At 66.2% G+C, this 24,095-nt stretch carries 19 protein-coding genes; 12 read left to right on the top strand and 7 right to left on the bottom strand.

Annotated elements, in window-relative coordinates:
• Nucleotides 1–32 precede the first annotated feature (32 nt).
• On the top strand, nucleotides 33–1,349 hold the full coding sequence (locus M9978_RS11525) for an MFS transporter (RefSeq protein WP_254293283.1): 1,317 nt from the start codon (nucleotides 33–35) through the stop codon (nucleotides 1,347–1,349).
• Nucleotides 1,350–1,400: 51 nt separating this feature from the next.
• Here M9978_RS11525 and M9978_RS11520 read toward each other — a convergent pair whose 3' ends face one another.
• The 7 genes from M9978_RS11520 to M9978_RS11490 are packed head-to-tail and all read right to left on the bottom strand — an operon-like array spanning nucleotide 1,401 to nucleotide 9,956.
• Nucleotides 1,401–2,450, bottom strand: a complete 1,050-nt coding sequence (locus tag M9978_RS11520; RefSeq protein ID WP_254293282.1) for a YncE family protein — start codon at nucleotides 2,448–2,450, stop codon at nucleotides 1,401–1,403.
• A gap of 13 nt (nucleotides 2,451–2,463) precedes the next feature.
• Nucleotides 2,464–3,216 carry an ethanolamine ammonia-lyase subunit EutC gene (gene eutC, locus M9978_RS11515; RefSeq protein ID WP_254293281.1) on the bottom strand — a complete coding sequence of 251 codons (753 nt, stop codon included), beginning with the start codon at nucleotides 3,214–3,216 and terminating at the stop codon, nucleotides 2,464–2,466.
• Nucleotides 3,213–4,589, bottom strand: a complete 1,377-nt coding sequence (locus M9978_RS11510) for an ethanolamine ammonia-lyase subunit EutB (protein WP_254293280.1) — start codon at nucleotides 4,587–4,589, stop codon at nucleotides 3,213–3,215. Before M9978_RS11510 ends, eutC begins: the two co-directional genes overlap by 4 nt.
• 10 nt (nucleotides 4,590–4,599) lie before the next feature.
• On the bottom strand, nucleotides 4,600–5,907 hold the full coding sequence (locus tag M9978_RS11505; protein WP_254293278.1) for an MFS transporter: 1,308 nt from the start codon (nucleotides 5,905–5,907) through the stop codon (nucleotides 4,600–4,602).
• Entirely contained in the window at nucleotides 5,904–7,034 is a 1,131-nt protein-coding gene (locus M9978_RS11500; RefSeq protein ID WP_254293276.1) for a PepSY-associated TM helix domain-containing protein, read from the bottom strand. The genes M9978_RS11505 and M9978_RS11500 overlap by 4 nt, the downstream gene beginning before the upstream one ends.
• Complete coding sequence (locus M9978_RS11495; protein WP_254293274.1) at nucleotides 7,031–8,434, bottom strand: aminotransferase; 1,404 nt, start codon at nucleotides 8,432–8,434, stop codon at nucleotides 7,031–7,033. Before M9978_RS11495 ends, M9978_RS11500 begins: the two co-directional genes overlap by 4 nt.
• 10 nt (nucleotides 8,435–8,444) lie before the next feature.
• A complete protein-coding gene (locus tag M9978_RS11490) occupies nucleotides 8,445–9,956 on the bottom strand; it encodes an NAD-dependent succinate-semialdehyde dehydrogenase (protein WP_254293272.1) in 1,512 nt (503 codons plus the stop codon).
• 170 nt (nucleotides 9,957–10,126) lie between these two features.
• Here M9978_RS11490 and M9978_RS11485 point away from each other — a divergent pair, with 170 nt between their 5' ends.
• The 11 genes from M9978_RS11485 to M9978_RS11435 all read left to right on the top strand — a co-directional run bounded on the left by M9978_RS11485 (nucleotide 10,127) and on the right by M9978_RS11435 (nucleotide 23,999).
• A complete protein-coding gene (locus tag M9978_RS11485) occupies nucleotides 10,127–11,608 on the top strand; it encodes an FG-GAP repeat domain-containing protein (protein WP_254293270.1) in 1,482 nt (493 codons plus the stop codon).
• Nucleotides 11,605–13,392, top strand: a complete 1,788-nt coding sequence (locus tag M9978_RS11480; RefSeq protein WP_254293268.1) for a CocE/NonD family hydrolase — start codon at nucleotides 11,605–11,607, stop codon at nucleotides 13,390–13,392. Before M9978_RS11485 ends, M9978_RS11480 begins: the two co-directional genes overlap by 4 nt.
• A gap of 22 nt (nucleotides 13,393–13,414) precedes the next feature.
• Nucleotides 13,415–14,938: a serine hydrolase domain-containing protein gene (locus tag M9978_RS11475; protein ID WP_254293265.1), complete on the top strand. Its 1,524-nt coding sequence runs from the start codon at nucleotides 13,415–13,417 to the stop codon at nucleotides 14,936–14,938.
• A gap of 69 nt (nucleotides 14,939–15,007) precedes the next feature.
• A complete protein-coding gene (locus M9978_RS11470; protein WP_254293263.1) occupies nucleotides 15,008–15,934 on the top strand; it encodes a GntR family transcriptional regulator in 927 nt (308 codons plus the stop codon).
• A gap of 165 nt (nucleotides 15,935–16,099) precedes the next feature.
• The gene (locus M9978_RS11465; RefSeq protein WP_254293260.1) at nucleotides 16,100–17,488 is read left to right on the top strand and encodes a CitMHS family transporter; all 1,389 of its coding nucleotides are present in this window, start codon (nucleotides 16,100–16,102) and stop codon (nucleotides 17,486–17,488) included.
• A gap of 1 nt (nucleotide 17,489) precedes the next feature.
• Nucleotides 17,490–18,827, top strand: a complete 1,338-nt coding sequence (locus M9978_RS11460; RefSeq protein WP_254293258.1) for a putative porin — start codon at nucleotides 17,490–17,492, stop codon at nucleotides 18,825–18,827.
• Nucleotides 18,827–20,026: a carbohydrate porin gene (locus tag M9978_RS11455; RefSeq protein WP_254293256.1), complete on the top strand. Its 1,200-nt coding sequence runs from the start codon at nucleotides 18,827–18,829 to the stop codon at nucleotides 20,024–20,026. The genes M9978_RS11460 and M9978_RS11455 overlap by 1 nt, the downstream gene beginning before the upstream one ends.
• 41 nt (nucleotides 20,027–20,067) lie before the next feature.
• A complete protein-coding gene (locus M9978_RS11450) occupies nucleotides 20,068–21,024 on the top strand; it encodes a GAF domain-containing protein (RefSeq protein ID WP_254293254.1) in 957 nt (318 codons plus the stop codon).
• 134 nt (nucleotides 21,025–21,158) lie between these two features.
• Nucleotides 21,159–22,682, top strand: coding sequence for an aldehyde dehydrogenase (adh, locus tag M9978_RS11445; protein ID WP_254293252.1), 1,524 nt, complete (start codon nucleotides 21,159–21,161; stop codon nucleotides 22,680–22,682).
• A gap of 11 nt (nucleotides 22,683–22,693) precedes the next feature.
• Complete coding sequence (locus M9978_RS11440) at nucleotides 22,694–23,068, top strand: DUF779 domain-containing protein (RefSeq protein ID WP_254293250.1); 375 nt, start codon at nucleotides 22,694–22,696, stop codon at nucleotides 23,066–23,068.
• A gap of 433 nt (nucleotides 23,069–23,501) precedes the next feature.
• A complete protein-coding gene (locus M9978_RS11435; RefSeq protein ID WP_254293248.1) occupies nucleotides 23,502–23,999 on the top strand; it encodes a DUF3489 domain-containing protein in 498 nt (165 codons plus the stop codon).
• Nucleotides 24,000–24,095 lie beyond the last annotated feature (96 nt).

Here is a 24,095-nt window from a genome sequence, read left to right as displayed (position 1 = left end):
TTCGCGCAGCCGCCCCGTCATGGAGTGTTCGCATGACTGATATTGCCCGTCCCACACGCGTCCGCTGGATGATCGTCGCCGCGGTGTTCGTCACCTATGTCCTGATGTTCATCGACCGAGTGAACATCTCCATCGCCGCGAAATACATGATCGACGAGTTCGGCATCAGCAGCGTCGAGATCGGCATGATCTTCAGCACGTTCGTGTTCGGCTATGCGCTGTTCCAGATCCCGGGCGGTTGGTTCGGCGACCGCTTCGGGCCGCGGCGCGTGCTTGGGTTCGCGATCCTATGGTGGTCGCTGTTCACGGCCGCGACGGCGATCGCGGGCGACATCTTCCTGGCGTCGTGGATCGGCGTGGTCGGTTCGTTCGCGCTGGTCCGGTTCCTGATCGGCGTGGGCGAAGCGGTCGCGCCGCCCAATGGCGCGCGGACCATCGCCAACTGGATGGCGCCGGGCGAGCGCGGGCTGGCGTTCGGCATCATCTTTGCCGGCAACACGATCGGCGCGGCGATTGCGCCGCCGTTGATCGTGTGGATCATGGTGACCTTCGGTTGGCGCGAGGCCTTCTACATCTCCGGCGCGGTCGGCATCGTCGTGGCGGCTCTGTGGTATTGGGTGTCGAGCGACCGTCCGGCCGAGCATCGCTGGATCAACCGCGCGGAAGTCGCGCTGATCGAGGGCGACGAGCGCGAAGGGATGCGTGCGGATGTCGCAGAGGTCGGCGCGTGGTGGCAGTTGTTCCGCAATGTCCGGCTGTGGTGCCTGACCGCCGCCTATTTCGCGGTCGGCTATGTCCTCTATCTCTATTTCGCCTGGTTCTACCTCTACCTCGTCAACGGGCGCGGCATGTCGGTCGAGGCGGCGGGGGTGTATACGATGGCGCCCTTCGTCGTCAGCGCGATCTGCGCGCCGCTCGGCGGGCGGCTGACCGATCGGATGACGCGCCGCTATGGCCCAGGCAACGGCAAGGCCGCGCTCGGCATCGGCGGACTCGTCGCGACGGCGGTGTTCGTGGTCGCGGGCGCTGCGGTCGAGGACGTCCGCCTGGCGGTGCTGCTCCTCGCGCTTGGCGCGGGCGGCATCTATGCGAGCATGGCCGCCTATTGGGCGGCGGCGATCGACATGAGCGAGAGCCATGCCGGCACGGCGGCGGGACTGATGAATGTCGGTTGCAACATCGGCGGCGTGATCTCGCCGGTGCTGACGCCGTGGATCGCTGGGATCTGGGGGTGGGCGACCGCGCTGTATGTCGCGGGGGCGGTCGCAATCGTGGGCGCGCTGTTCTGGCTGCCGTTGATCGCGTGGCGAAGACAGGGCGAAAAAATGCCCGCCATTTCGGCGGGCTGAGGGGGCGGGCCGTTGCCGCCGCTCCTTGGGGTGCGACGGCAATTCCTTGGGTCAATCGATCGGTTTGTAGCTCATCACGACGAAGCTGTTGGGCAGATAGGTGACCGGCGGTACGCCCGTCGGTGGCTGCGGACCCACCGTATGCCCGGCTGTGATCGTGTAGACGCGGCCGTCGCGCTGATCGAGCGCCATGATCCGCGCCCCCGCACGCGTCCCGACATGGCCGAGCAGTTTGTAGTCATCCGGCCCGCGCATCTCGATCACGCCCAATGTGCCGCTGCCGCCCGTCGCGACGACGATGCGCTTACGCTTTTCGTCAACGCCCATGCCGTCGATATTCTGACCGATCGGGATCGTGTCGAGCTGCGCCCCGCTGGTCGCGTTGAATGCCGTGAACACCGGCTTCTCGCCGCGGCAGCCAACCAGCACGCGGTCGCTGGCGGCATGATAGACGGTTTTCACCGTCTGCTCGCACCCCTTGACCTGCCAGCGCCCCTTTTCCTCGAGCGTGCGCGAGTCGAGCTTGAGGATCACCGCGTTGCGGCGCGTGGAGGCGTAGAGAAAGCCCTTACCGTCGGGTGTCGGGTCGTCCATCTTGCGAAAGGGAAATGACTTCTGGCCGACCAGCTTTCCAGTCCTGGGGTCGATCGTGTAGAATGTGGTTTCGACCGGGCGGCTGTCGGTGATAACCTGCACCATCTTCGCCGCGGGATCGTACACCGCGCCGTTCAGGCCGGCGGCGTCGAGGCGGATGCGATCGAGCACCTTGAGGCTCTTGAGCTCGAAGCTGAGCAAGGTGCCGTCGGTCATCGCGACATAGCCGCGATCATATTCAGGCAATAACAGCGGGCCGTTGGCGCCGATCGAATTGGACAGGGTGATATGCTTGCGGGTCTTGAGATCGAACACGGTGAGCCCGTCGCGCCGACGCGCGATGAACAGGCGATTGTTGACGGGATCGACCTTCATATAGTCCCAGTCGGCCGTGCTCGGCAGTTTGACCTCATATTCCAGGGCATAAAGCGGGGGTGGCGTCGTCGGCGCCTGAGCGAGCGCGCTGCCGGGAATCAGCAGGGCGCCGATCGCCAATGGGGTGCGCATAATCCTCTTCCTTTCAAACTTGCGGTGGGAGAAATGTGGCGGCGGACTCGTCCTTGAGTTCGACGCCGGAAAGGCCGCGGCGGCGCGCTTCGCGAAGCAGCCAGCCGATCATCTGCCCGGCCTCTGCATAGCTCAGCCCGTGCGGCGGACGGATGTTGGAGACGCAGTTGCGCTCGCTGTCGCGCCGGCCGATGCGCGGGGCATGCGTGATATAGGCGCCGAGACTGTCCGGCGCGCTGAGGCCGGGCCGCTCGCCGAGCAGGACCAGCACGAGCTCGGCACCGAGCAGCTCGCCGATCTCGTCCCCGATCGCGACGCGTGCGTGGCGGACGATGACCGGCGGCGCGACGTGCCAGTCGGGCAGTTGTGCAACTACGGCCTCGACCGTGGCCGAAGCGTGACGCTGGACGGCTTGCGCGGACAGGCCGTCGCCGATCACGATCGCCAGGGCGTGATCGCCCCGGGCCAGTCGCGCCGCCATGTCCGGCGCCAGTCTGCGGCCGAGATCGGGGTTTTGAAGATAGGCGGCGCGTGACGGCGCAGCGCTGTCCACGACGATCGCGTCGGCGAACACCGGATGGCGGCGCAGCGCGTGGATATCAAGCGCCGCATGCACCGCGTCGCGAGCGCGCGCATGGTCCAGCTGGAAATCGAGCAGCGCGGCAGTGGTGAGACCGCAGCCGGCGCGGCCTAGACCGATGCGCGCCTGTGTTACCGAGTCCGGCAATCGACGGGCAGGGACCACCGGTGAACGATCGTCGTTCATCCGCCATGCCCCAGCAGGCGACGTCCCTGTTCGAGCGTCATGGGGCGCAATCGTCCGCCGTCGATCAAACCGGTGTCCGCCAGCCATGCCTCGAACTCGGGTGCCGGTGCCAGCGACAGCACTTCGCGTACATACAGCGCGTCGTGGAAGCTGGTGCTTTGATAGTTGAGCATGATGTCATCAGCACCGGGGACGCCGATGACGAAATTGACGCCCGCGACGCCGAGCAGCGTCAGCAGATTGTCCATATCGTCCTGATCGGCTTCGGCATGGTTGGTGTAGCAGACGTCGACGCCCATCGGCAGGCCGAGCAGCTTGCCGCAGAAATGGTCCTCGAGCCCGGCGCGGATGATCTGCTTGGCGTCGTAGAGATATTCTGGGCCGATGAAGCCGACGACGGTATTGACGAGCAGCGGCCGAAATTCGCGCGCGACGGCATAGGCACGGCATTCCAGCGTCTGCTGGTCGATGCCGTGATGCCCGCCGGCCGACAGCGCCGAACCTTGGCCGGTCTCGAAATACATGACATTGTCGCCGACCGTCCCCCGGCCGAGCGACAGCGTCGCGTCATGCGCCTCGCACAGCAAGGCGAGGTCGATGCCGAAGCCGCGATTGGCAGCCTGCGTGCCGGCAATGGACTGAAAGGTCAGATCGAGCGGCGCCCCGCGTTCGATCGCCGCGATGCTGTTGGTGACGTGCGTGAGCACGCAGGATTGAGTCGGGATCGCATAGCGCTGTCGCAGCTCGTCGATCATGTGCAGCAGCGTCGTCGCGCGATCGACATCGTCGCTGGCCGGATTGATGCCGATCACCGCATCGCCGGCACCGAGCAAAAGGCCATCGACGATCGACCAGGCGATCGCCTCGGGGTCGTCGGTCGGGTGATTGGGTTGCAGCCGCACGCCAAGCCGGCCGGACAGGCCGAGCGTGTTGCGAAAGGCGCTGCGCACCTCGATCCGGCGCGCGACCGCGATCAAGTCCTGATTGCGCATCAGCTTGGAGACGGCCGCAGCCATTTCCGGCGTGATGCCGGGCGCAATGGCGGCGAGGTCCGCGCGGGTTGCGTCGGCGAGCAGCCACTCGCGAAACCCACCGACCGTCAGATGCGCGATTAGTGCGAAGGCGGCAGCGTCGTGGCGATCGACGATGAGGCGGGTGACCTCGTCCGCTTCATAGGCGATGAGCTGCTCTTCGAGGAACGTGCGCAGCGGCACATCGGCCAGCGCGTAGCGGGCGGCGACCCGCCGCTCCGCGCTCGGCGCCGCCACCCCCGCCAGCACGTCACCCGAGCGATGCGGCCCTGCCTCGGCCAGCAACGCGGCGAGCGAGGCGAAGCCGTGGCGGGTACCGCGCAGATCGGCGGAATAGCGCATCAGCCGCGCCTTACAGCTCGCGCTGCGACGTGTCCCGCATCCCGCCATAGACGAGCAGCGAGATCAGAACGCACAGCGTGACGTACCAGAAGAACAGCGACTCATGCCCCGCCTGCTTGAGCAGCAGCGCGATATATTCGGCGGTACCGCCAAACACCGACACCGTCACCGCATAGGGGAAGGCAACGCCGAGCGCGCGGATTTCGACCGGGAACAGCTCGGCCTTCACCGCAGCGTTGATCGAAGTGTAGCCGGACACCACAACGAGCAGCACCATGATCAGTGCGAATGCCGTCAGCGGATCGCGCGTCTGCGCAAGCAACGTCATGCACGGCACGGTCAGCAGCGTCCCCGACACGCCGAAGCCGAGCAGCAGCGCACGCCGCCCGATCCGGTCCGAGAGCCAGCCGAACACTGGCTGAAGGCACATGAACACGAACAACGCGCACGAGACCACGATCGTCGCCTGCTGCTTGGAGAGTTCGGCGGTGTTGACGAGGAATTTCTGCGCATAGGTGGTGTAGGTGTAGAAGGCGACGGTGCCGCCGAGCGTCAGGCCGACAACGACGGCGACTTGTCGCGGATGGGCGAACAACAGCCGCAGGCTGGCCTTCGACTCGCGCTTGTCGTGCGCCTTCTCGAAGCTTTCCGGTTCGGCCAGGTTGCGACGGAGCCAGAAGACGATCACCGCAGCGGCGGCACCGATCACGAACGGGATGCGCCATCCCCATGCTTCGAGCTGATCGGTCGACAGCAGCAATTGAAGCAGCAGCAGCACGCCGAGCGAGAGCAACTGGCCCATGATCAGCGTGACATACTGGAAGCTGGTGAAGAAGCCGCGCCGCGCCCTGGGCGCGATCTCGCTGAGATAGGTCGCGCTGGCGCCATATTCGCCGCCGACGCTCAGGCCTTGCAGCAGCCGCGCCAGTGTCAACAGCACTGGCGCGGCCAGCCCGATCTGGGCGGCGGGCGGCGTGAGTGCGATGATCAGCGATCCGCCGCACATCATCAGCACCGATGCCGACAGCGCCGCCTTGCGCCCGTGGCGGTCGGCATAGACCCCCATCAGCCAGCCGCCGATCGGCCGCATCAGAAAGCCGGCGGCGAAGATCGCCGCACTGTTGAGCAACTGCGCGGTCGAATCGGCTTGGGGAAAGAAGCTCGCCGCGAAATAGAGCGACATCGCCGAATAGGTGTACCAGTCGAACCATTCGACCAGATTGCCCGTAGAGGCACCGGCGATGGCGCGCCATTTGGCGAGCGGGCGGGCGGGGCGCTCGGCGACCGCCGATGCCGTAAGGGGGGATGCAGCTGTCATGACTTGCTTTCGGCGGCGGCGAAATCGACGGTGACTGCCTTGGCTTGGGAGCCGCGTTTGCGGCGCGCGGACAGCGCCCAGACGGCCACGCCCGATCCGGCGAGGCCAAGCAAACTCAGCCCGGTGAGCATCGTCACCATGCGCCCCGCCCAGCCCAGCCATTCGCCATTGTGGATCGGCACGAGCGAATCGATCACGCGATCGCCCCATGGCAGCGCGGCCGTATCGCGGAGCTGGACGACCGCACCGCTGCCGCCGTCGATCAATGTCCGGCTGTTGCCCAAAAATGCGCGCGCCTCGCCCGGCTGGCGCAAGTGCACCACATAGCCGCGCTCGCCCGTCGGCGGCAGGTCGATGCGCGAGAACTTCCCCTGAGGCAGGGCGGCTCGCGCGGCTTGAATCGCCGCGCTCGGTGAGATGGCGGGGGTTCCGGGCAGGTCGGCTGCGGCCGGCGACGTCGCGACCGGCAGGATGGCGCGCAGGCCGCTCGACCAGATCGTCGCCATGCCCGTGACGGCGGAAAGCATTAGCGGCGCGGCGATCCACAGCCCGACACTACGATGCAATTGCTGGAGCTTGAACCGCGGGTTGTTCGCCAGCCGCGGCCATAGTGTCGCGCGCCACTGGCGACGCGCCGGCCAGCCGATCTTCACGCCCAGCACGACCGTGACGAGCAGGAACAGGCCGCTGATCCCGACAAGGCTCTCGCCGGCCCCGCCCAGCAGCAATTGCTGATGGAATTTGTAGATCGCGCGGACCCAGCCGCTGCGGCTTGTTCCCCCGCCGGCGGGCGTCGTGTCGAGCACCGCGCCGCTTGCGGCATCGACCATCACGATCGCCGGATCGCCGTCGCGATCGGCGAACACGCGATAGGCTCGCGCCGGGTCGCCCTGAACCATGACTCGGGTCGGCGTGGCGCCGGTCAGGCGCACCGCTGCGATGGCGCGTTCGACGCCGGCTTCGGGCGCGACCGCCGCGCCAGCGCCGACCGCCGCGATCTCGACCTCGCGATGCACGACCAAGAAGCAGCCCGATGCTGCGAGCAACAGCCAGTGCGATCCAAGCAGGATGCCGGCCCAGCGATGGATGCCGAGCAGCCGGCGGCGCCAGAGCGCGGCGGCGTTCACGCCGCCTCCGAACCCATTGAGTTGACGATCGGACGGATCGCAGTGGCGACGCGATCGACGATCTCGTCGATATCCGCGCGCGTGGCGACGAGCGGCGGCGCGAAGCCCAATATGTCACCATGCGGCATGGCGCGTGAGATCACGCCCTGTTCAAGGCATGCCGCCGCGAGTTGCGCGCCGACCTTGCGTTCGGGGGCAAAGCGCGTCTTCGCCTCGACATCGGCGACGAATTCGATCGCGCCGAGCATGCCGACGCCGCGAACTTCGCCGACATGCGGCATTTGCGCGAAGCACTGGCGCAGGCGCTGCTGAAAATAGGCGCCGGTGTCGCGCGCGTGATCGACGAGCTTCTCGTCCTCAAGGATCTGGAGATTGGCAAGGCCCGCGGCCGCACACAGCGGATGGCCGGAATAGGTATAGCCGTGAGAGAAGGGCCCGAACTGGTCGCTGCCGGCTTCCAGCACGCGCCAGATCTTGTCGTGCACGATCGCGGCGGAGAGCGGCGCGTAGGCGCTGGTCAGCCCCTTGGCGACGGTGATCAGGTCCGGCTCGATGCCATACAGGGTACTGCCGAAATTCGCACCGGTGCGTCCGAACCCGCACACCACTTCATCGGCGATTAGCAGGATGTCGTGCTTGCGCAGCACCGGCTGGATCGCTTCCCAATAGCCGTGCGGCGGGGGAATCAGGCCGCCGGTGCCGAGCACTGGCTCGGCGATGAATGCGGCGATGGTGTCCGCGCCCTCGCGCTGGATCAAGTCTTCGAGATCCTGCGCGCAGCGCCGCGAGAACGCGGCCTCGTCTATCCCCGGCTCGGCATTCCAGTAATGATGCGGTGCCGTGGTGTGCAGGATGCCGCCGACCGGCAGGTCGAACGCGGTGTGATAGAAGGGCAATCCTGTAAGGCTGCCCGACACGATCGTTGCGCCGTGGTAGCCGCGCAGGCGCGAAATGATCTTCTTCTTCTCCGGCCGCCCGAGCACATTGTTGTAATACCAGACGATCTTGACCTGAGTCTCGTTTGCATCCGACCCGGAAAGGCCGAAGAACACCTTTGCCATCCCTGGCGGTGCCCATTGCAGCATCTTTTGCGCGAGCAGGATCGCCGGCTCGCTCGAATGGCCGGCATAGCTGTGATAATAAGCGAGTTCGGTCGCCTGGGCGTGGATCGCGTCGGCGATTTCCGTGCGGCCATAGCCGACATTGACGCAGTACAGGCCGGAAAAGGCATCGATCAGTTCAACCCCGCGCTTGTCGCGGATGCGGATGCCGGAACCGCCCGCGATGATGCGTGGCGGTCCCATCTCGCCAGCGGCGAAAGCGCGCAAGGGCGTGAACGGATGCAGGATCGACGCGCGATCGGCCGCTTCGAGCGATGCGAGCATGAGTTCGGCAGTCATGAATTCCCCCTCAGGCGCAAGGCGCCTCGTTGATGCACAGATATTTGAGCTCGCAATATTCGGTGATGCCGTGCCGCGATCCCTCGCGACCCAGCCCGGACTGTTTGACGCCCCCGAACGGGATCGGAGGGCCGGTCATTTTGACCGAATTCACCGCTACCATGCCGTAGTCCAGCGCCTCGGCGACCCGCCACAGCTGGTTGAGATTGCCCCCGAAGCAATAAGCGGCGAGGCCATACTCGCTGTCGTTCGCCAAACCGATGCATTCGGCCTCGTCGGCGAAGGGCGTGATCGCCGCGACCGGGCCGAAGGTTTCCTCGCGAAAGATGCGCATCGCCGGCGTGACGTCGGCGAGCACCGTCGGCTCGAAGAAATTGGGGCCGGCGGGGTGGGGGGCGCCGCCGCAGAGCAGGCGTGCCCCTTTCTCCAGCGCATCGTCGACATGGTCGCGGCATTTCGCGACGGCCGCCGGGCCGATCAATGGACCGATCGCCACCCCATCGTCGAATCCGTTGCCGACGTGCAGCGCGCGGGTTGCGGTGGCGAAGGCGTCGCAGAAGGGAGGATAGAGCGGCTGGTGCACCAGGATACGGTTGGCGGCGAGGCAATCCTGCCCGCTGGTCTGGAATTTCGCGTCGATCGCGGCCTGGACCGCAGGCGCGAGCGCCGTGTCGTCGAACACGATGAACGGCGCATGCCCGCCCAGCTCCATCGATAGTTTCTTCAGCGTCGCGGCCGATTCAGTCATCAGCAGCCGCCCGACTCGCGTCGAGCCGGTGAAGCTGAGCTTGCGGACAACCGGGCTCTCCGCCAGCGCGGCGCAGATCGGCTCCGGGTCGCCGGTGAGAATCGAGAACAGCCCGGCGGGGATCCCAGCCCGCTCCGCAAGCTCGGCAAGCGCCAATGCCGAAAAAGGCGTTTCGGTCGCGGGCTTTACGATCATCGCACAGCCGGCCATCAGCGCGGCACCCGCCTTGCGCGTGATCATCGCGCTCGGGAAGTTCCACGGGGTTACGGCCGCCGTGACGCCGACAGGAATCAGGCTGGTAAGCAGCCGGCGGCCGGAAATGTGCGACGGGATGACGTCGCCATAGAGGCGCTGCCCCTCGGCGGCGAACCAGGTCAGAAAGCTTGCGGCGTAATCGATCTCGCCCCGCGCTTCGGCCAGCGGCTTGCCCTGTTCGAGCGTCATGAGGCTGGCGAGTTCCTCGCGCGCCTCGAGCATCAGCTCGGCCCAGCGCGCGATAGGGTGTGCCCGTTCGGCAGCGGTGCGGCCTGCCCAGATGCGCTGCGCGCGCGCCGCGGCGGCGATCGCTCGCAGTGTTTCAGGGCGGCCAAGCGCTGGAACGTCGCCGATGAAGTCGCCGGTCGCCGGGTCGGTAACCGCGATCGTCTCGCGGTTGTCGGCATCGATCCAGGCGCCATCCAGATATGCCTGCTGACGAAGTGCCGGATGCGCATGACGGCGATCCGCACGCGGCCCCGCCTCTGGATGCATGATCTGTCTGAGTCTGTATGGCATATACAGCGTATAAAATACCTTTTATGATTCTGCAACAGAGGAAAGTTTGCCCAATTATCGCCGATAAACCGTCATTTTCAGGCTTGCTGTTGTGACGCTGCCAAATTTGGTATTTGACAAAAAGGACCAAAATGGCGATAGTCGAGGCTATGGAGCGGGACCCGAAAGAAATGTGGTCGTGGTTGGCAGGTGCGGCGGCAGCCGTGGCGATGGTGACGGGCGTCGCCACCGCGGCGGATCGGACGCCGTCCTTTGCGCCGGTGCAACCCGGGCTGTTCGACGCGCCGGGTGCCTTGGTGACGGCGTGGGCCGATTATGATCGCGATGGCGATGCCGACCTCGCGGTGACGTTCAAGTCCGGCGAAATTCGACTGTATCGCAACGACCGTGGCATGTTCGCGAACGTGGCCGGTGTCGTGGGCCTGCTGCGCACCAGCGAGGAGCTGCGCGCGGCGGCGTGGGGCGATTATGACGGCGACGGCGACCCCGACCTGTATCTCGCGTCCAAGGGGCGCAAATATCTTTATCGCAACGATGGCGGCCGGTTCGTCGAGATCGGACGGGTGGCGGGTATCGATGCGCCCGGATCGAGCGCGCGTCAGGCAGTATGGATCGACCAGGACTTGGACGGGGATCTCGACCTGTTCGTTGCGAGCCGCAGCGGCCCGAACATATTGTTCCGCAACGAGGGCGGGCGGTTTCGCGACGTTGCCGCCGAACTGGGACTGGCCGATGCGCGGCGCAGCGTCGGCGCATGCTGGTTCGACATGGACGAGGATGGTGATCTGGACCTGTTCGTCGCCAATCAGGACGGCGATACCGATGCGATGTTCCGCAGCGAGCGGGGCCGGTTCACCGATGTCGCGCGGTCACTGGGCATGGATCGCGCCGGGCGCGCGCAGGATGAAGGCGGGGTCGGCTGCGCGATCGGCGACTTCGACAATGACGGGCGGTTCGATCTGTTCGTCGCGGCCTATGGGCGCAGCCTGTTGTACCGCAATCTGGGCAGCGGGCGCTTCGCCGAACAGGCGGTCGCGCGGGGCATCGACCTGACCGGGCATCATGTCGCCGCCGCCTGGGCCGACTATGACCATGACGGGCAGCTCGACCTGTTCGTGACCGGCTATACCGGGTCGGGCACGACGGCGAAGCCGGACGACCGGCTTTACCGCAACCGGGCCGGCAAGTTCGAAAACATGCTGGCCGGCGACCATGCGCTGAACGCCGCCGATCACGGCGCGCAATGGGCCGATTTCGATTCCGACGGCGATCTCGATATCGCGCTCGCCGAAGCCTATCCGCCGAACGGGCGACATCCCGTACTGCGCAACGAGGCGAGCGCCGCCGCGCGCGCCCGCGCGCTGAGCATCCAGTTGGTCGATGTGGCGGGTCACGCCACGCGCGCCGGCGCCGAGGTGCGACTGTTCGACGGCAAGGGCCGGCTCTTGGCGTCACGTCCGGTCGGCGCTGGCGAGGGCTATGACGCGCAAAGCGCGCTGCCGGTGCATTTCGGGCTGGCCAGTCTTGCGCCGGTGCGCGTCGAGGTGACGTTCCTCACCCCGCGCGGCCGTGTCAAACAACAGATTCGCGGCATCGATCCGCGCAGCTATCGTGGCCGTCCGCTGGTGGTTCGGCAGCGAGGCAATTCGTGACGGGGTGGAGCGGCATGCACAAATGTGGATTGAGTCTGGCGGCGCTGGTCGTGGCGCTGGCGCTGCCTGGGGCGAGCGTCGCCAAACAGGCTGCCGCGCCGGCCGAGCGTGCCGTCGATGACGTCACGGTCGAGCTGAACGTCATGGTCAAGATGCGTGACGGCGTGGCGCTCGCCACGGACGTGTTCCGCCCCGCCAAGCCGGGCCGCTATCCCGTGATCCTGACGCGCGACCCGTATGACAATGGCTCGGACAAGGAGTCGCTGGAGGAAGGGCAGCGCTGGGCACAGCGCGGCTATGTCTTCCTGCATCAGGACGTGCGCGGGCGGTACGACTCCGACGGCAAGCTCGACATCTATGAATCCGAGATCAACGACGGCTATGATTCGCAGATGTGGGCCGGGCAGCAGTCCTGGTCGAACGGCAAGATCGGAATGATCGGCGGGTCGTATCTCGCATCGGTGCAGTGGCTGTCGGCGCCGCTCGCCTCGCCCTACCTCGTCGCGCTGGCGCCGCGCATGTCGCCGTTCAACTATTATCATGACGTCGCCTATCCCGGCGGCGCCTTCTCGCTCGGTTCGCGGCTGTGGTGGGCCGGACTGCTCGGCAACCGCACCAATCAGGTGCCGGTGCGCGACTGGGACAAGATTACCCGCCATCTGCCGCTGGCCAGCGTCGATCGCGCTGCGATGGGGCAGGACCTGCCGGCGCTGCGCGACTGGATCGCGCATCCGAGCTATGATGCCTTCTGGCAGCGTTACGACGTGGAGCGGAGCGTCTCGAAGATCGCGCTGCCGGTCTACAACATTGCCGGCTGGTACGACGTGTTCCTGCGCGGCAACCTCAAAAGCTATGAATTGATGCGCTCGGGCGCGGCGACGCCTGCCGCCCGCGCGGCGCAAAAGATGATCATCGGTCCGTGGCCGCATACCGAGTTTCCGACCGCCAAGCTCGGCGACCTCGACTTCGGACCGGAATCGGTGGTCGAGTTCGATAAGATCCATCAGCGCTGGCTCGGCTATTGGTTGAAGGGCGAGGCCACCGGCATCATGGACGAGCCGCCGGTACGGCTGTTCGTGATGGGCGAGAACAAGTGGCGCTCCGAGCAGGAATGGCCGCTCGCCCGCACGCGTTACACCAACTATTATTTCCGCAGCGGCGGCAAGGCCAATGGGTCGGGCGGCGACGGATCGCTCGACACGCGCGCGCCGCATGCTGGCGAAGCGGTCGACCGCTACGTCTATGATCCCGACGCGCCGGTGCCGACCAAGGGTGGCAATCTGATGTTCAAGCCGCTGCAGGCCGGGCCGTTCGACCAGGCGGCGACCGAGCAGCGCAAGGACGTGCTGATCTTCTCGACTCCGCCGCTCGATCGCGACGTCGAGGTCAGCGGGCCGCTGACGGTGACGCTCTTTGCCGCGTCGACGGCGGTCGATACCGACTTCACCGCCAAGCTCACCGACGTGCATCCCGACGGCAAGTCCTATAACCTGGCCGACGGCATCATCCGCGCGCGCTATCGCAAATCGTTCGAGAAGCCCGAACTGATGACGCCGGGGCAGGTCTACAAGTTGGAGATCTCGCTGTGGGCGACGAGCAACCTGTTCAAGAAGGGGCACCGCATCCGCGTGGCGATCAGCAGCAGCAACTTCCCGCGCTTCGACCGCAATCCCAATACTGGGGGGAAGTTCGGTGACGGCACGCGCGTTCGCGCCGCATCGCAGACCATCTACCACTCGGCGAAATATCCCTCGCACATCACCCTGCCGATCATCCCGCGTTGAGATGACTGGACCCGCGTGCCCGATGATGAACGCAAACGGCATGTCCCGCCGCCGGTTCGGCGCGCTGTCGTTCGGTGGTGCCGCCTGCGCGGCGTTGCCCAGCTGGGCGGCGGGTTCGCTCGCGCCAGTTGACGGACTGGCGCGTGCCCGGCCCGAACAACAGGGTGTCGATGCGCAGGCGGTGATCGCGTTCCTCGACGATGTCGCGGCGAACGAACTGGAGCTTCACGACTTCATGCTGGCGCGCGGCGGCAAGGTCGTGGCGCAGGGTGCATGGTGGCCCTATCGCACCGACCGGCTGCACATGCTGCATTCGGCGACCAAGAGCTTTGCCGTGTCCGGCGCGGCGATCGCGATTGACGAGGGACGGTTCGGGCTGGACGACAAGGTCATCTCCTTCTTTCCCGGTGAATTGCCGGCAAACGTCAGCGACAATCTTGCCGCGATGCGCGTGCGCGACTTGCTGTCGATGGAAAGCGGCCACGAATTCGAGATTTCGGGATCGGCCTGGCGGCCAATCAAGACCAGCTGGGTCGCCGAATTCCTGAAGGTTCCGGTGGTGCATCGGCCGGGGACGACGTTCGTCTACAGCAGCGCGGTCAGCTTCATGATCTCGGCGATCGTGAGCAAGACGACCGGCCAGTCGCTACGCGATTATATGGAGCCGCGCTTCTTCACGCCGCTCGGTATCGGCGGGATCGAATGGGAGTCGGGGCCGGGCGGCATCACGCCCGGCGGCAACGGGCTCAACGCGCGTATCGCCGATCTGCTGAAGCTCGGCCTGCTCTACAATCAGGGCGGCATGTGGCGCGGCAAGCGCATCCTGTCGCCGCAATGGGTGAAGGCGGCCACCGCACCGCAGGTCGCGAGCGGTGAATATGGCTATCAATGGTGGATCGGCCCGGGCGGCGCCTATTATGCGCTGGGCCTGTTCGGCCAGCTTTCGATCGTCTTTCCGCAGCACGACGCGGTGCTGGCGCTGTTCAGCGCCGCCGATTTCAGCGCACGCCTGCTGCCCCTTGTCTGGAAGCATTTCCCGAGCGCGTTCGACGGCGGTCGGGCGGCGGACGGCGCGGCGCTGGCGGGCAGGCTGGCGGGGGCGCGGGTGCTGCCGCCGCTTCGCGGAAGCAACTCACCGCTGGTTGCGCGGATCAACGGCCGCACGTTCCGCGCCGAGCCGAATTCCGACGGGATCGAGAGCCTGCGGTTCGATTTCGCCGGCGGGCGCTGCCGGTTCACGCTGAACGATGCGCGCGGCACGCATCGCGTCGAGGTCGGCCTGCGCGACTGGGTCGAGGCGCGGACGACGATGACCGGCAACAAGCTGCACCATCAATATCAGCCGGAGTCGATGGCCGTGGTCGCGGGTGGCACGTGGCGTGACCCATCGACATTTGAAATGACCTGGCAATTTGTCGAGACGGTCTTTCGCGATACCGTGCGGTGCCGGTTCGACGGCGATGCGATGACGTTCAAGCGGAGCGTCAACATCAACTCCGCCTCGACGGCGCTGCCCGCGGTTCGCGCCGTGATGACGAAGGATTGAGACGATGATTGGCCTGCTCGCTCCCCGGCGGTACGCTCTCCCGGTTTCGCCGATCAGCAGAGGACCGAAATGAGCGCGTCGAAAGGGAATAAGCTGCAGTTCGGGCTTGCGCAGCAGATCATCAATCTGGCGCGGGTCGAAGGCTGGTCGATCGGGCATCGGCTGACCGAACGGGCGCTGGCGGAGCATTTCCAGGTCTCGCGCTCGCCGGTGCGACTGGCACTCGACCTGCTCGTGCAGCGCGACGTCGTGGCGCGCACTGAAAGCGGGCGTTACGAGCTCACCGTCGGGCCGGAGCAGCTCGACGAGCGGCCGATCGGCCTGCCGATGGGCGAGGTCGAGCTGCTGCACGACCGCATCCTGCGCGATCGGTTCGCCGACGAGCTTCCCGCGCAGGTGACGGAAACCGACCTGCTGCGCCGTTACCAGACGACGCGCGGTACGCTGATGAAGGTCATGCTGCGCTTGTCCAACGAGGGCATGGTTGACCGCAGCCAGGGGCATGGCTGGATCTTCCGCCGCATCCTCAACACCGTCGAAGCGCATATCGCATCTTATCAGATGCGGATGGCGATCGAGCCGCAGGCGATGCGCCTGCCCAGCTTCAGGATTGATCGCGATCGCGTGCAGCGGATGCTCGATACCCATTTGCGGCTGCGCGACAGTGGCGAGTCCGTCGACAGTACGCAGGAGTTCGAGCTCGACGCAGAACTGCACGAAGCGATCGTGTCCTTCTCGGGCAACGAGTTCTTCATCGAGGCGATCCAGCGGCAGAACCAGCTGCGGCGCGTCGCGGAATATCAACTCTATTATTCGGATGAGCGCATGCAGAGCTCGCACGACGGCCACATCCAGATCCTAGAGGCATTGATGGAGGGGGACGTCGAGCTGAGTGCGATCCTCATGACCAAACATTTGTACATGGCGAGCCGGCTGGTCGGCATTTTCGAGCATGAGTCCGGTAAGGGATTGGGACCGGAGACGGCGGCGCCGTGAGCTGACGCGGGGCTGGTTAAATAAGATCGGGACCGTCGCAGGCCGAGACCCGCTGCATCGGATCCCCAATGAAAAATCGCAGCTGCGTCCGCGGCTCCGGTGCAGCGTCGCTGCGCCGCCGGACCCGCTTGCCCAACGGAGAGGCGCGATGACGGAGATTGGCCGGTGTTGACCCTGCTTGGCTTTGGCATGGTGCTGACCTTCATGGCGCTGATCATGACCAAGCGGTTGTCGCCGATGGTGGCACTGATCCTCGTGCCGATCGTCTTCGCGCTGATCGGCGGGTTTGGCAGCCCCGAACTGGGCAAGATGATGCTCGAGGGCGTGAAGACGCTGGCGCCGACCGGCGCGATGCTGATGTTCGCAATCCTCTATTTCGGGATCATGATCGACGCCGGGCTGTTCGATCCGGTCGTCGGCCGGGTTCTCAAGCTCGTCGGCGGCGATCCGATGAAGGTGGTGATGGGCACGGCGGCGCTGGCCGCATTCGTCTCGCTCGATGGCGATGGCTCGACCACCTACATGATCGTCTGCGCGTCGATGCTGCCGCTCTATCGCCGACTGGGGATGAACGCGCTCAACCTGACCTGCGTGACGATGCTGGCGGGCGGCGTGATGAACCTGACGCCGTGGGGGGGGCCGCTGGCGCGCGCCGCCAGCGCGCTGCAGGTCGATCCCGCAGAGGTGTTCGTACCGATGATCCCGGCGATGGTCGTGGGCATCGCTGGCGTCATCGCGCTCGCTTGGCATCTCGGGCGGCGGGAACGCGACCGGCTCGGTGTGCTGGCGCTTGCCCCGCGCGCGCAGTCGGATGCGGCGGGGCATGACCGCTCGGATGCATCCCCCGACGGACTCGCCAATGACGGGCTGATGGAGGAATCGGCGCTGCTTCCGGCCGAACAGGGCGCGGCGGCGTTGCGGCGGCCTGAGCTGTTATGGGTGAACGCGCTGCTGACGCTCGCGCTGATGGCCAGCCTCGTGATGGCGATTCTGCCGCTGCCGGTGCTGTTCATGATCGGCTTCGCGCTGGCGCTCATCATCAACTATCCCAGCGTAGACGAGCAGCGCCGCCGCGTCGCCGAACACGCCAAGAATGTGCTGGCGGTGGTCTCGCTGATCTTCGCTGCGGGCATCTTCACCGGTATTCTGAGCGGCACCGGCATGGTCGACGCCATGTCGGCCAGCTTCCTCGCGGTCATCCCGCGCGATTGGGGTCCCTATCTCGCGCCGATCACCGCGATCGCCAGCATGCCGTTCACCTTCTTCATCTCGAACGATGCCTTCTACTTCGGCGTACTGCCGATCGTATCGGAAGCGGCCGGAAGTTATGGCATCACCAAGGTCGAGATGGCGCGCGCGTCGCTTATCGGCCAGCCGGTGCACATGCTCAGCCCGCTGGTGCCTTCGACCTATCTGCTGGTCGGGCTGGCCGGGGTGGAATTTGGCGATCACCAGAAATTCGCGCTCAAATGGGCGGTGCTAATCTGCCTCTTGATGATGGTGACCGCCTTGCTCTGCGCGGTCTTCCCCTTCTTTTCCCCGCAAGGAATCTGACATGCGGAGGAATCCGGTTCTTCCCGTGCGCTTCGTCCTGCTCGCCGCCACCGCGCTCAGCGCCGCCAGTCCCGCGCTGGCGCAGGACGTCCGGCTCGACACGCTCGAGCGGCAACTGACCGATCAGCAACAGCGCATCAAGCAACTCGAGGCGCTGGTTGCCGAGCAGGCCGAGCTGCTCCGTCAGGTTCGCGCCGAACGCGCGACGCCACCTGTCCCTCCCGCCGCCGCGCCGCCGACCGCGCTCGCCGCAGCACCCGCCCCAGCGCCGCAAGCCGTCGCTGTCGCCACGGCGCCCGCGACCACCGGCCCGTTCCGCATCCCGGGGCTCGACGTCGGCGGCGACCTGCGCGTGCGCGAGGAACTCAACTTTGGCGACGGCGATGCCCGCGATCGCTGGCGCAGCGTGCTGCGCGTGCGCATCCGCGCCAGCTATACCGTCGCGCCGGGCCTCACCATCGGCGCGCAGCTCGCCACCGGCGACCCCGACGATCCCAACTCGACCGACATCACACTCGGCAATTTCGACGACGATCTCGATATATCGCTCGATCAGGCGTGGATCCGCTACACGCGCGGCGGCCTCACCGCCTATGCCGGCAAATTCCCGCAGATCTTTCAGCGCACCGATCTTGTGTGGGACAGCGACATCGTGCCGGAGGGCGTCGGCGCGATCTATGCGCTCGACCTGGGTAGCGGCGCCAAGCTCGACGCGCGCGCGATCTATTTCATCATCGACGAGGCACAGGCCGCGCGCGACAGCGACATGCTCGGCGGCCAGCTGGTCGCCAGCCTGCCGCTGTCGCGCCAGCTCTCACTCAGCCTTGCTGGCGGCTATTATCATTATCGGCTCGATTCGCTGGGCGGGGCCGATGCCGGCGATTTCCGCAGCAACCTGATCGTAGGCGGGCGCTATCTCTCCGACTTCCACCTGCTCGACGGCATCGCCAGCCTCACCTGGCGTGGCGCCGATCCGCGCTGGCCGGTCACCTTGACTGCCAACTATGTGAAGAATCTCGACGCAGCCGTCGCCGCCGACACCGGCTTCAACCTCGAACTCGCCGCCGGACGCACCGCGCAGCGTGGCGACTGGCGCGTCGCGTACAATTTTTCGCAGGTCGGCGTGGACGCGGTGTTCGCCGCCTTCACCAACGACAACCTCGCGCTCGCTACCAACTACAAGCTGCACGGCCTCGATGTCGGGTTCGTGCCGGTCAAGGATGTCGTGCTCAACATCGTCTACTATCATTACCGCCCGCTCGACGCGCTCTATGCGGGTACCAACCAGCCGCACGATTGGCTCGATCGCGTGCGGCTCAACTTCCTGGTGAATTTCTGATGTTCCTGCAGTCGCTCGCGCTTGCCACCGCCTCACTCGAAGGCGCACCGCCGCCGTGCATGGAAGCGGAACGTTCGCACAGCCACACCCATGCCGGTGACGAAGAAAGCGAGGGTAGCGGTCCGATCTCGCTCGAGCTGACCTACACCGCCGAGGTGACGGGCAATGCGGCAGGCGGGCTCCAGCGCGGCGCGCGCTATCTCGACAATTTCGACGTCGTCCTCGGCGCGGATCTCGAGCGGCTGACCGGCTGGACCGGCGCGAGCCTCGGCGTTTACGGCCTCTACAACAACGGCAACTCGATCAGCGACCTGGTCGGCGACGCGCAGGCGGTGAGCAACATCGAAACCGGTACCCGCGCCGTGCGCCTCTACGAAGCGTGGCTCGACCAGAAGATCGGCGACAAGGCATCGCTGCGCGTCGGTCTGTACGATCTCAATTCCGAATTCGACGCGCTCGACGCCTCGAGCCTGTTCGTCAGCAGTCCGCACGGCATCGGCACCGATTTCGCGCAGAGCGGCCGGAACGGCCCGTCGATCTTCCCCTCGACTTCGCTCGCCGCGCGGCTGCAGATCGAGCCGGCGGAAGGCTGGGTCGTGCGCGCCGCGATCCTCGACGGCGTGCCGAACGACCCCAATCGCCCCGCGCACGCGGTCATCCGCCTGGGCAAGGACGAGGGTGCGCTGCTGGTCGGCGAAGTGCAGGCCCCGCTCGCCGGGGGTGAAGGCAAGGTCCTGATCGGCCACTGGCGCTACACCGCAGCCTTCGAGCTGACCGACGGCAGCGGCGCCGAGCGCGGCAATTCGGGCACCTATATCCGCGCCGAACTCCCGCTTGCGCACCAGCCCGACGGCAAGATCGACGGCTTTGCCCGGTTGGGCACGGCAAGCGGCCGGTTCAACATGTTCGATTTCTTCGCCAGCGCCGGCCTCAAATTCACCGGCTGGATCCCCGGCCGCGGCGAGGACGAATTCGGCATCGCGGTCGCCGCCGCCTTCACTGCCGAACCCTATCGCACGCTGACCGGTGCGTCGCCCGCCGAGGTCGCGCTCGAAGCCACCTACCGCACCCAGCTCACCCCCTGGCTCGCCGTCCAGCCCAACCTCCACTACATCCGCCGCCCGTCCGCCGACCCGACCGTCGCCGACGCGCTGGTGCTCGGCATCCGTTCGGAGATTTCGTTCGACCTGTTCGATTGACTTCGTCCGGCAAGCGCGCGAGCCTTGCCACAGGAGAGCCAATGACTCGCAACGTCGCGGACCATGCCGGGGTCGTGCTCGGCGCCGTCGCCTCGCCCAGCAGCGCGGGCCGCTCGGCGCTGGTCGCATCCTGGTGCCGCTCGGCGCTTCATCACGGCCTCGATCCGACCGACCGCGCCGTTCGGCCGAGGCTCAATCAGCGTGGCATCGAGGTGCTGCGCGAGTCGCACGATGGCTTGCTGGCGGTGGCGCGACCGGTGCTGGACGACGTGTTCCGCAATGTCGGGCGCACCGGCTGCGGCGTGGTGCTGAGCGACCGCAACGGCACGATCCTGGAACGCCGCGTCTGCGCGGGCGACGCGGACGATTTCGAGCGCGTTGGCCTCGTCGAGGGCGCCAGCTGGAGCGAGGCGCAGGAAGGCACCAATGGCATCGGAACGTGCCTGGTCGAGAACCGACCGCTCGTTATCCATCGCGATCAGCATTTCGCTGGCCGCAATATCGGCATGAGCTGCATGGATGCGCCAGTGCATGACGAGCAGGGGCAACTGATCGCTGCGCTGGACGTCTCGAGCTGTCGCGCGGATCATGGCCCGGCGATGAGCGAGATGATCGGCGCGCTGGTCCGAGATGCGGCGCGGCGCATCGAGCGCGATTATTTTTGCCGTGGGTTCGACGGCGCGCGGTTCGTCTTTCTGGCCGACGACATGGTGCGTGGCAGCGCGCTGCTGGCGGTCGACCGCGACGACCTCGTCATCGGCGCGAGCCGGGCAGCGCGGATTCGGCTCGGGTTGGACGACGCCGCACTTTCGCGCCCCCGCCCAGTTGCGCAGTTGCTCGGCAGCGGCGCTGACACGTCGTTCGAGGATGCCGAGCGCGCGGTGCTGCGCCGCGCGCTGGCGCAGACGGACGGCAATGCGAGCCGTGCCGCCAGACAGCTCGGCATCGGTCGGGCGACGCTCTATCGTCGGATGGCCCGCGCCGGGGTAACGGACTAAGCGAGCGCCAACTGTCTCGCTGCCGAGACACATGGCGATGTATTTCCCCGCGCCCCGCTTCCCAGCCACCGTCGCCGCGCTAGCCTGATGCTCGACGCCGCACAGGCGCGACATGCAGGAAGAGGATCAGCCACATGGCCACGCTCGTCGAGGAACGCCCCGCTGCGCCCAACGCGCCGTTCGCAGCCCGCTATGACAACTTCATCGGCGGCAAATGGGCGGCGCCGAAAGCCGGGCGCTATTTCAACAACATCTCGCCCGTCACCGGCCAGCCGATCGGCGAAATCGCGCGATCGCAGGCCGAGGATGTCGAGGCCGCGCTGGATGCTGCGCACGCGGCCGCCGAAAGTTGGGGGCGCACCTCGGTCGCTGAGCGCGCACTGATCCTCAACCGCATCGCCGACCGGATGGAAGCCAATCTGGAACGGCTCGCGATCGCCGAGACCTGGGACAATGGCAAGCCGATCCGCGAGACGATGGCGGCCGACCTGCCGCTGGCGATCGATCACTTCCGCTATTTTGCGGGCGTGGTGCGCGGACAGGAAGGGTCGATCGGCGAGATCGACCATGACACCGTCGCCTATCACTTTCACGAGCCGCTGGGCGTGGTGGGGCAGATCATTCCGTGGAACTTCCCGCTGCTGATGGCGGTGTGGAAGCTCGCCCCCGCGCTGGCCGCCGGTAATTGCGTGGTGCTCAAACCCGCCGAACAGACGCCGGCATCGATCATGACGTGGATCGAGCTGGTCGGTGACCTGTTGCCGCCGGGCGTGCTCAACATCGTCAACGGCTTTGGTCTCGAGGCTGGAAAGCCGCTCGCCTCGTCGCGGCGGATCGCCAAGATCGCCTTCACGGGCGAGACCACGACCGGCCGGCTGATCATGCAATATGCCAGCGAGAATCTGATCCCCGTCACGCTGGAGCTCGGCGGCAAGAGCCCCAATATCTTCTTCGAGGACGTGCTGCACGCGGATGACGATTTCTTCGACAGGGCGATCGAGGGTTTCGTGATGTTCGCATTGAACCAGGGCGAGGTTTGCACCTGCCCAAGCCGCGCGCTGATCCACGAGAAGATCTATGATCGCTTCATGGAGCGCGCGCTGAAGCGCGTGGCCGCGATTGTGCAGGGCAATCCGCTCGATCCCGCGACGATGATCGGCGCTCAGGCTTCGTCGGAGCAGCGTGAGAAGATCCTCTCCTATTTCGACATCGGCCGGCAGGAGGGCGCCGAAGTGCTGATCGGCGGCAAGGCCGCGGACCTCGGTGGCGATCTGGCCGGCGGCTATTATGTCGAGCCGACCGTGCTCAAGGGCCACAACAAGATGCGGATTTTCCAAGAGGAGATTTTCGGTCCGGTCGTGTCGGTGACGACGTTCAAGGACGCCGACGAGGCGCTCGCAATCGCCAACGACACGCTTTATGGCCTGGGCGCGGGCGTGTGGAGCCGGGACGCCAACACCTGCTATCGCTTTGGTCGGGCGATCAAGGCCGGGCGTGTCTGGACCAATTGCTATCACGCCTATCCCGCGCACGCCGCGTTTGGGGGCTACAAGCAATCGGGCATCGGCCGCGAGAACCACAAGATGATGCTGGATCATTATCAGCAGACCAAGAACATGCTGGTCAGCTATAGCCCCAAGAAGCTCGGCTTCTTCTGAAGGTGTCCGGGGTGGAGACCGTGCCGCGCGTCGTCGCCACCCCGGCCGCGCTCGCGCTGATCGCGGAAATCCGGACGGAGCATGGTCCGATCCTGTTTCATCAATCGGGCGGGTGCTGCGATGGCTCGTCGCCGATGTGCTATCCGGTGGGCGAGTTCCGGATCGGAGAAAGCGACATCTTGCTCGGCGAGGTCGATGGCGTGCCGGTCTATATTGGCCGCGCGCAGGGCGAGGCGTGGGCGCACACGCAGCTAATCCTCGACGTGGTGCCTGGCCGCGGCGGGATGTTCAGTCTCGACAATGGGCGAGAGAAGCGATTTCTCACGCGGTCCAAAGTCGTCGCAAGTTGCCGGCCGGTCAGCGACTGTTTCCTTGATGACGCTTAGACTTGAAGAATTTCCGGCCAGCGCGACGAACATGCGCGACGCTACAGCGGAGACCAGCTTGGCGGCAGGCGATACGCTTTCGCACGCGAGCAAGGCGGAACTCTTGTCAGAGCTGTTGCTGAGGACCGGGCGCCCGACCCTGCCGAGGATGATTGAGCTCGATCAGCGACGGACCTGGGGAGGCATTTCAAATAAGGACGCGGTGAGATTCAGACTGGATCGACGAAAGTCTCCGCTATGGCCCAGCTAGTCGGGTGCGGCGATTGGTATATGCATTCTTATGCTCGACTTCCTCCCACAACAGAGCGAACAGCAGGTCACAGACTGAGTCGCGGCGACCTGCCTGAGCACGGCCGCCGACCCCGCCGGTGGTGAACCGCGGGGCCGTAGCTGGTGGGAGCGGCACGGTGCTGTCTCCCATCAGGAGACCACCATGCCCAAGCTGAACGACATGCAACTAATCCTGCTCTCGACCGCGGCGCAGCGGGAGAGTGGCAGCCTCTACCCGCTGCCCGACACCATCACCAGCGACGACAAGCGCAAGGCGAAGGCGATCGACGCACTGCTCAAGCGCGGCTTCGCCGAGGAGCGCGAGACCAGTGATAAACCCAGCCTCTACCGCAGCGATGACGGCGTGGGTTTCGGCATGTTCCTGACCGACGCCGGCCGCGCTGCGATCGATAGCGGCGACGCCGGTGGCGCGGTCGATGCCTCGCAGCCCGCGACCGCGCCCACCCCGCGTCTCAGCAAGTCCGCCAAGGTGCTCGACCTGCTGCGCCGCGCGGACGGTGCAACGCTGCCCGAGCTGATCGAGGCCACCGGCTGGCTGCCGCACACGACGCGCGCGGCGCTCACCGGCCTGCGCAAAAAGGGCCATGCCATCGAGCGCGGCAAGCGCGGCTCGGACACCTGCTACACGATTGCCGCGTGAGCGCGGAGCTGGAGCGCCAGCTTGGCCAGCTGGACGAGATGGCATCGGACGAGCTCAAGTCCCGCTGGCGTGCCCTGACCGGCACGCCAGTGCCCA

It is taken from the genome of Sphingomonas tagetis (assembly GCF_024211275.1).
Lineage (GTDB): Bacteria > Pseudomonadota > Alphaproteobacteria > Sphingomonadales > Sphingomonadaceae > Sphingomonas > Sphingomonas tagetis.
Note: the sequence above shows the minus strand (reverse complement) of the source record. Positions and strands in the feature narration are given on the sequence as shown.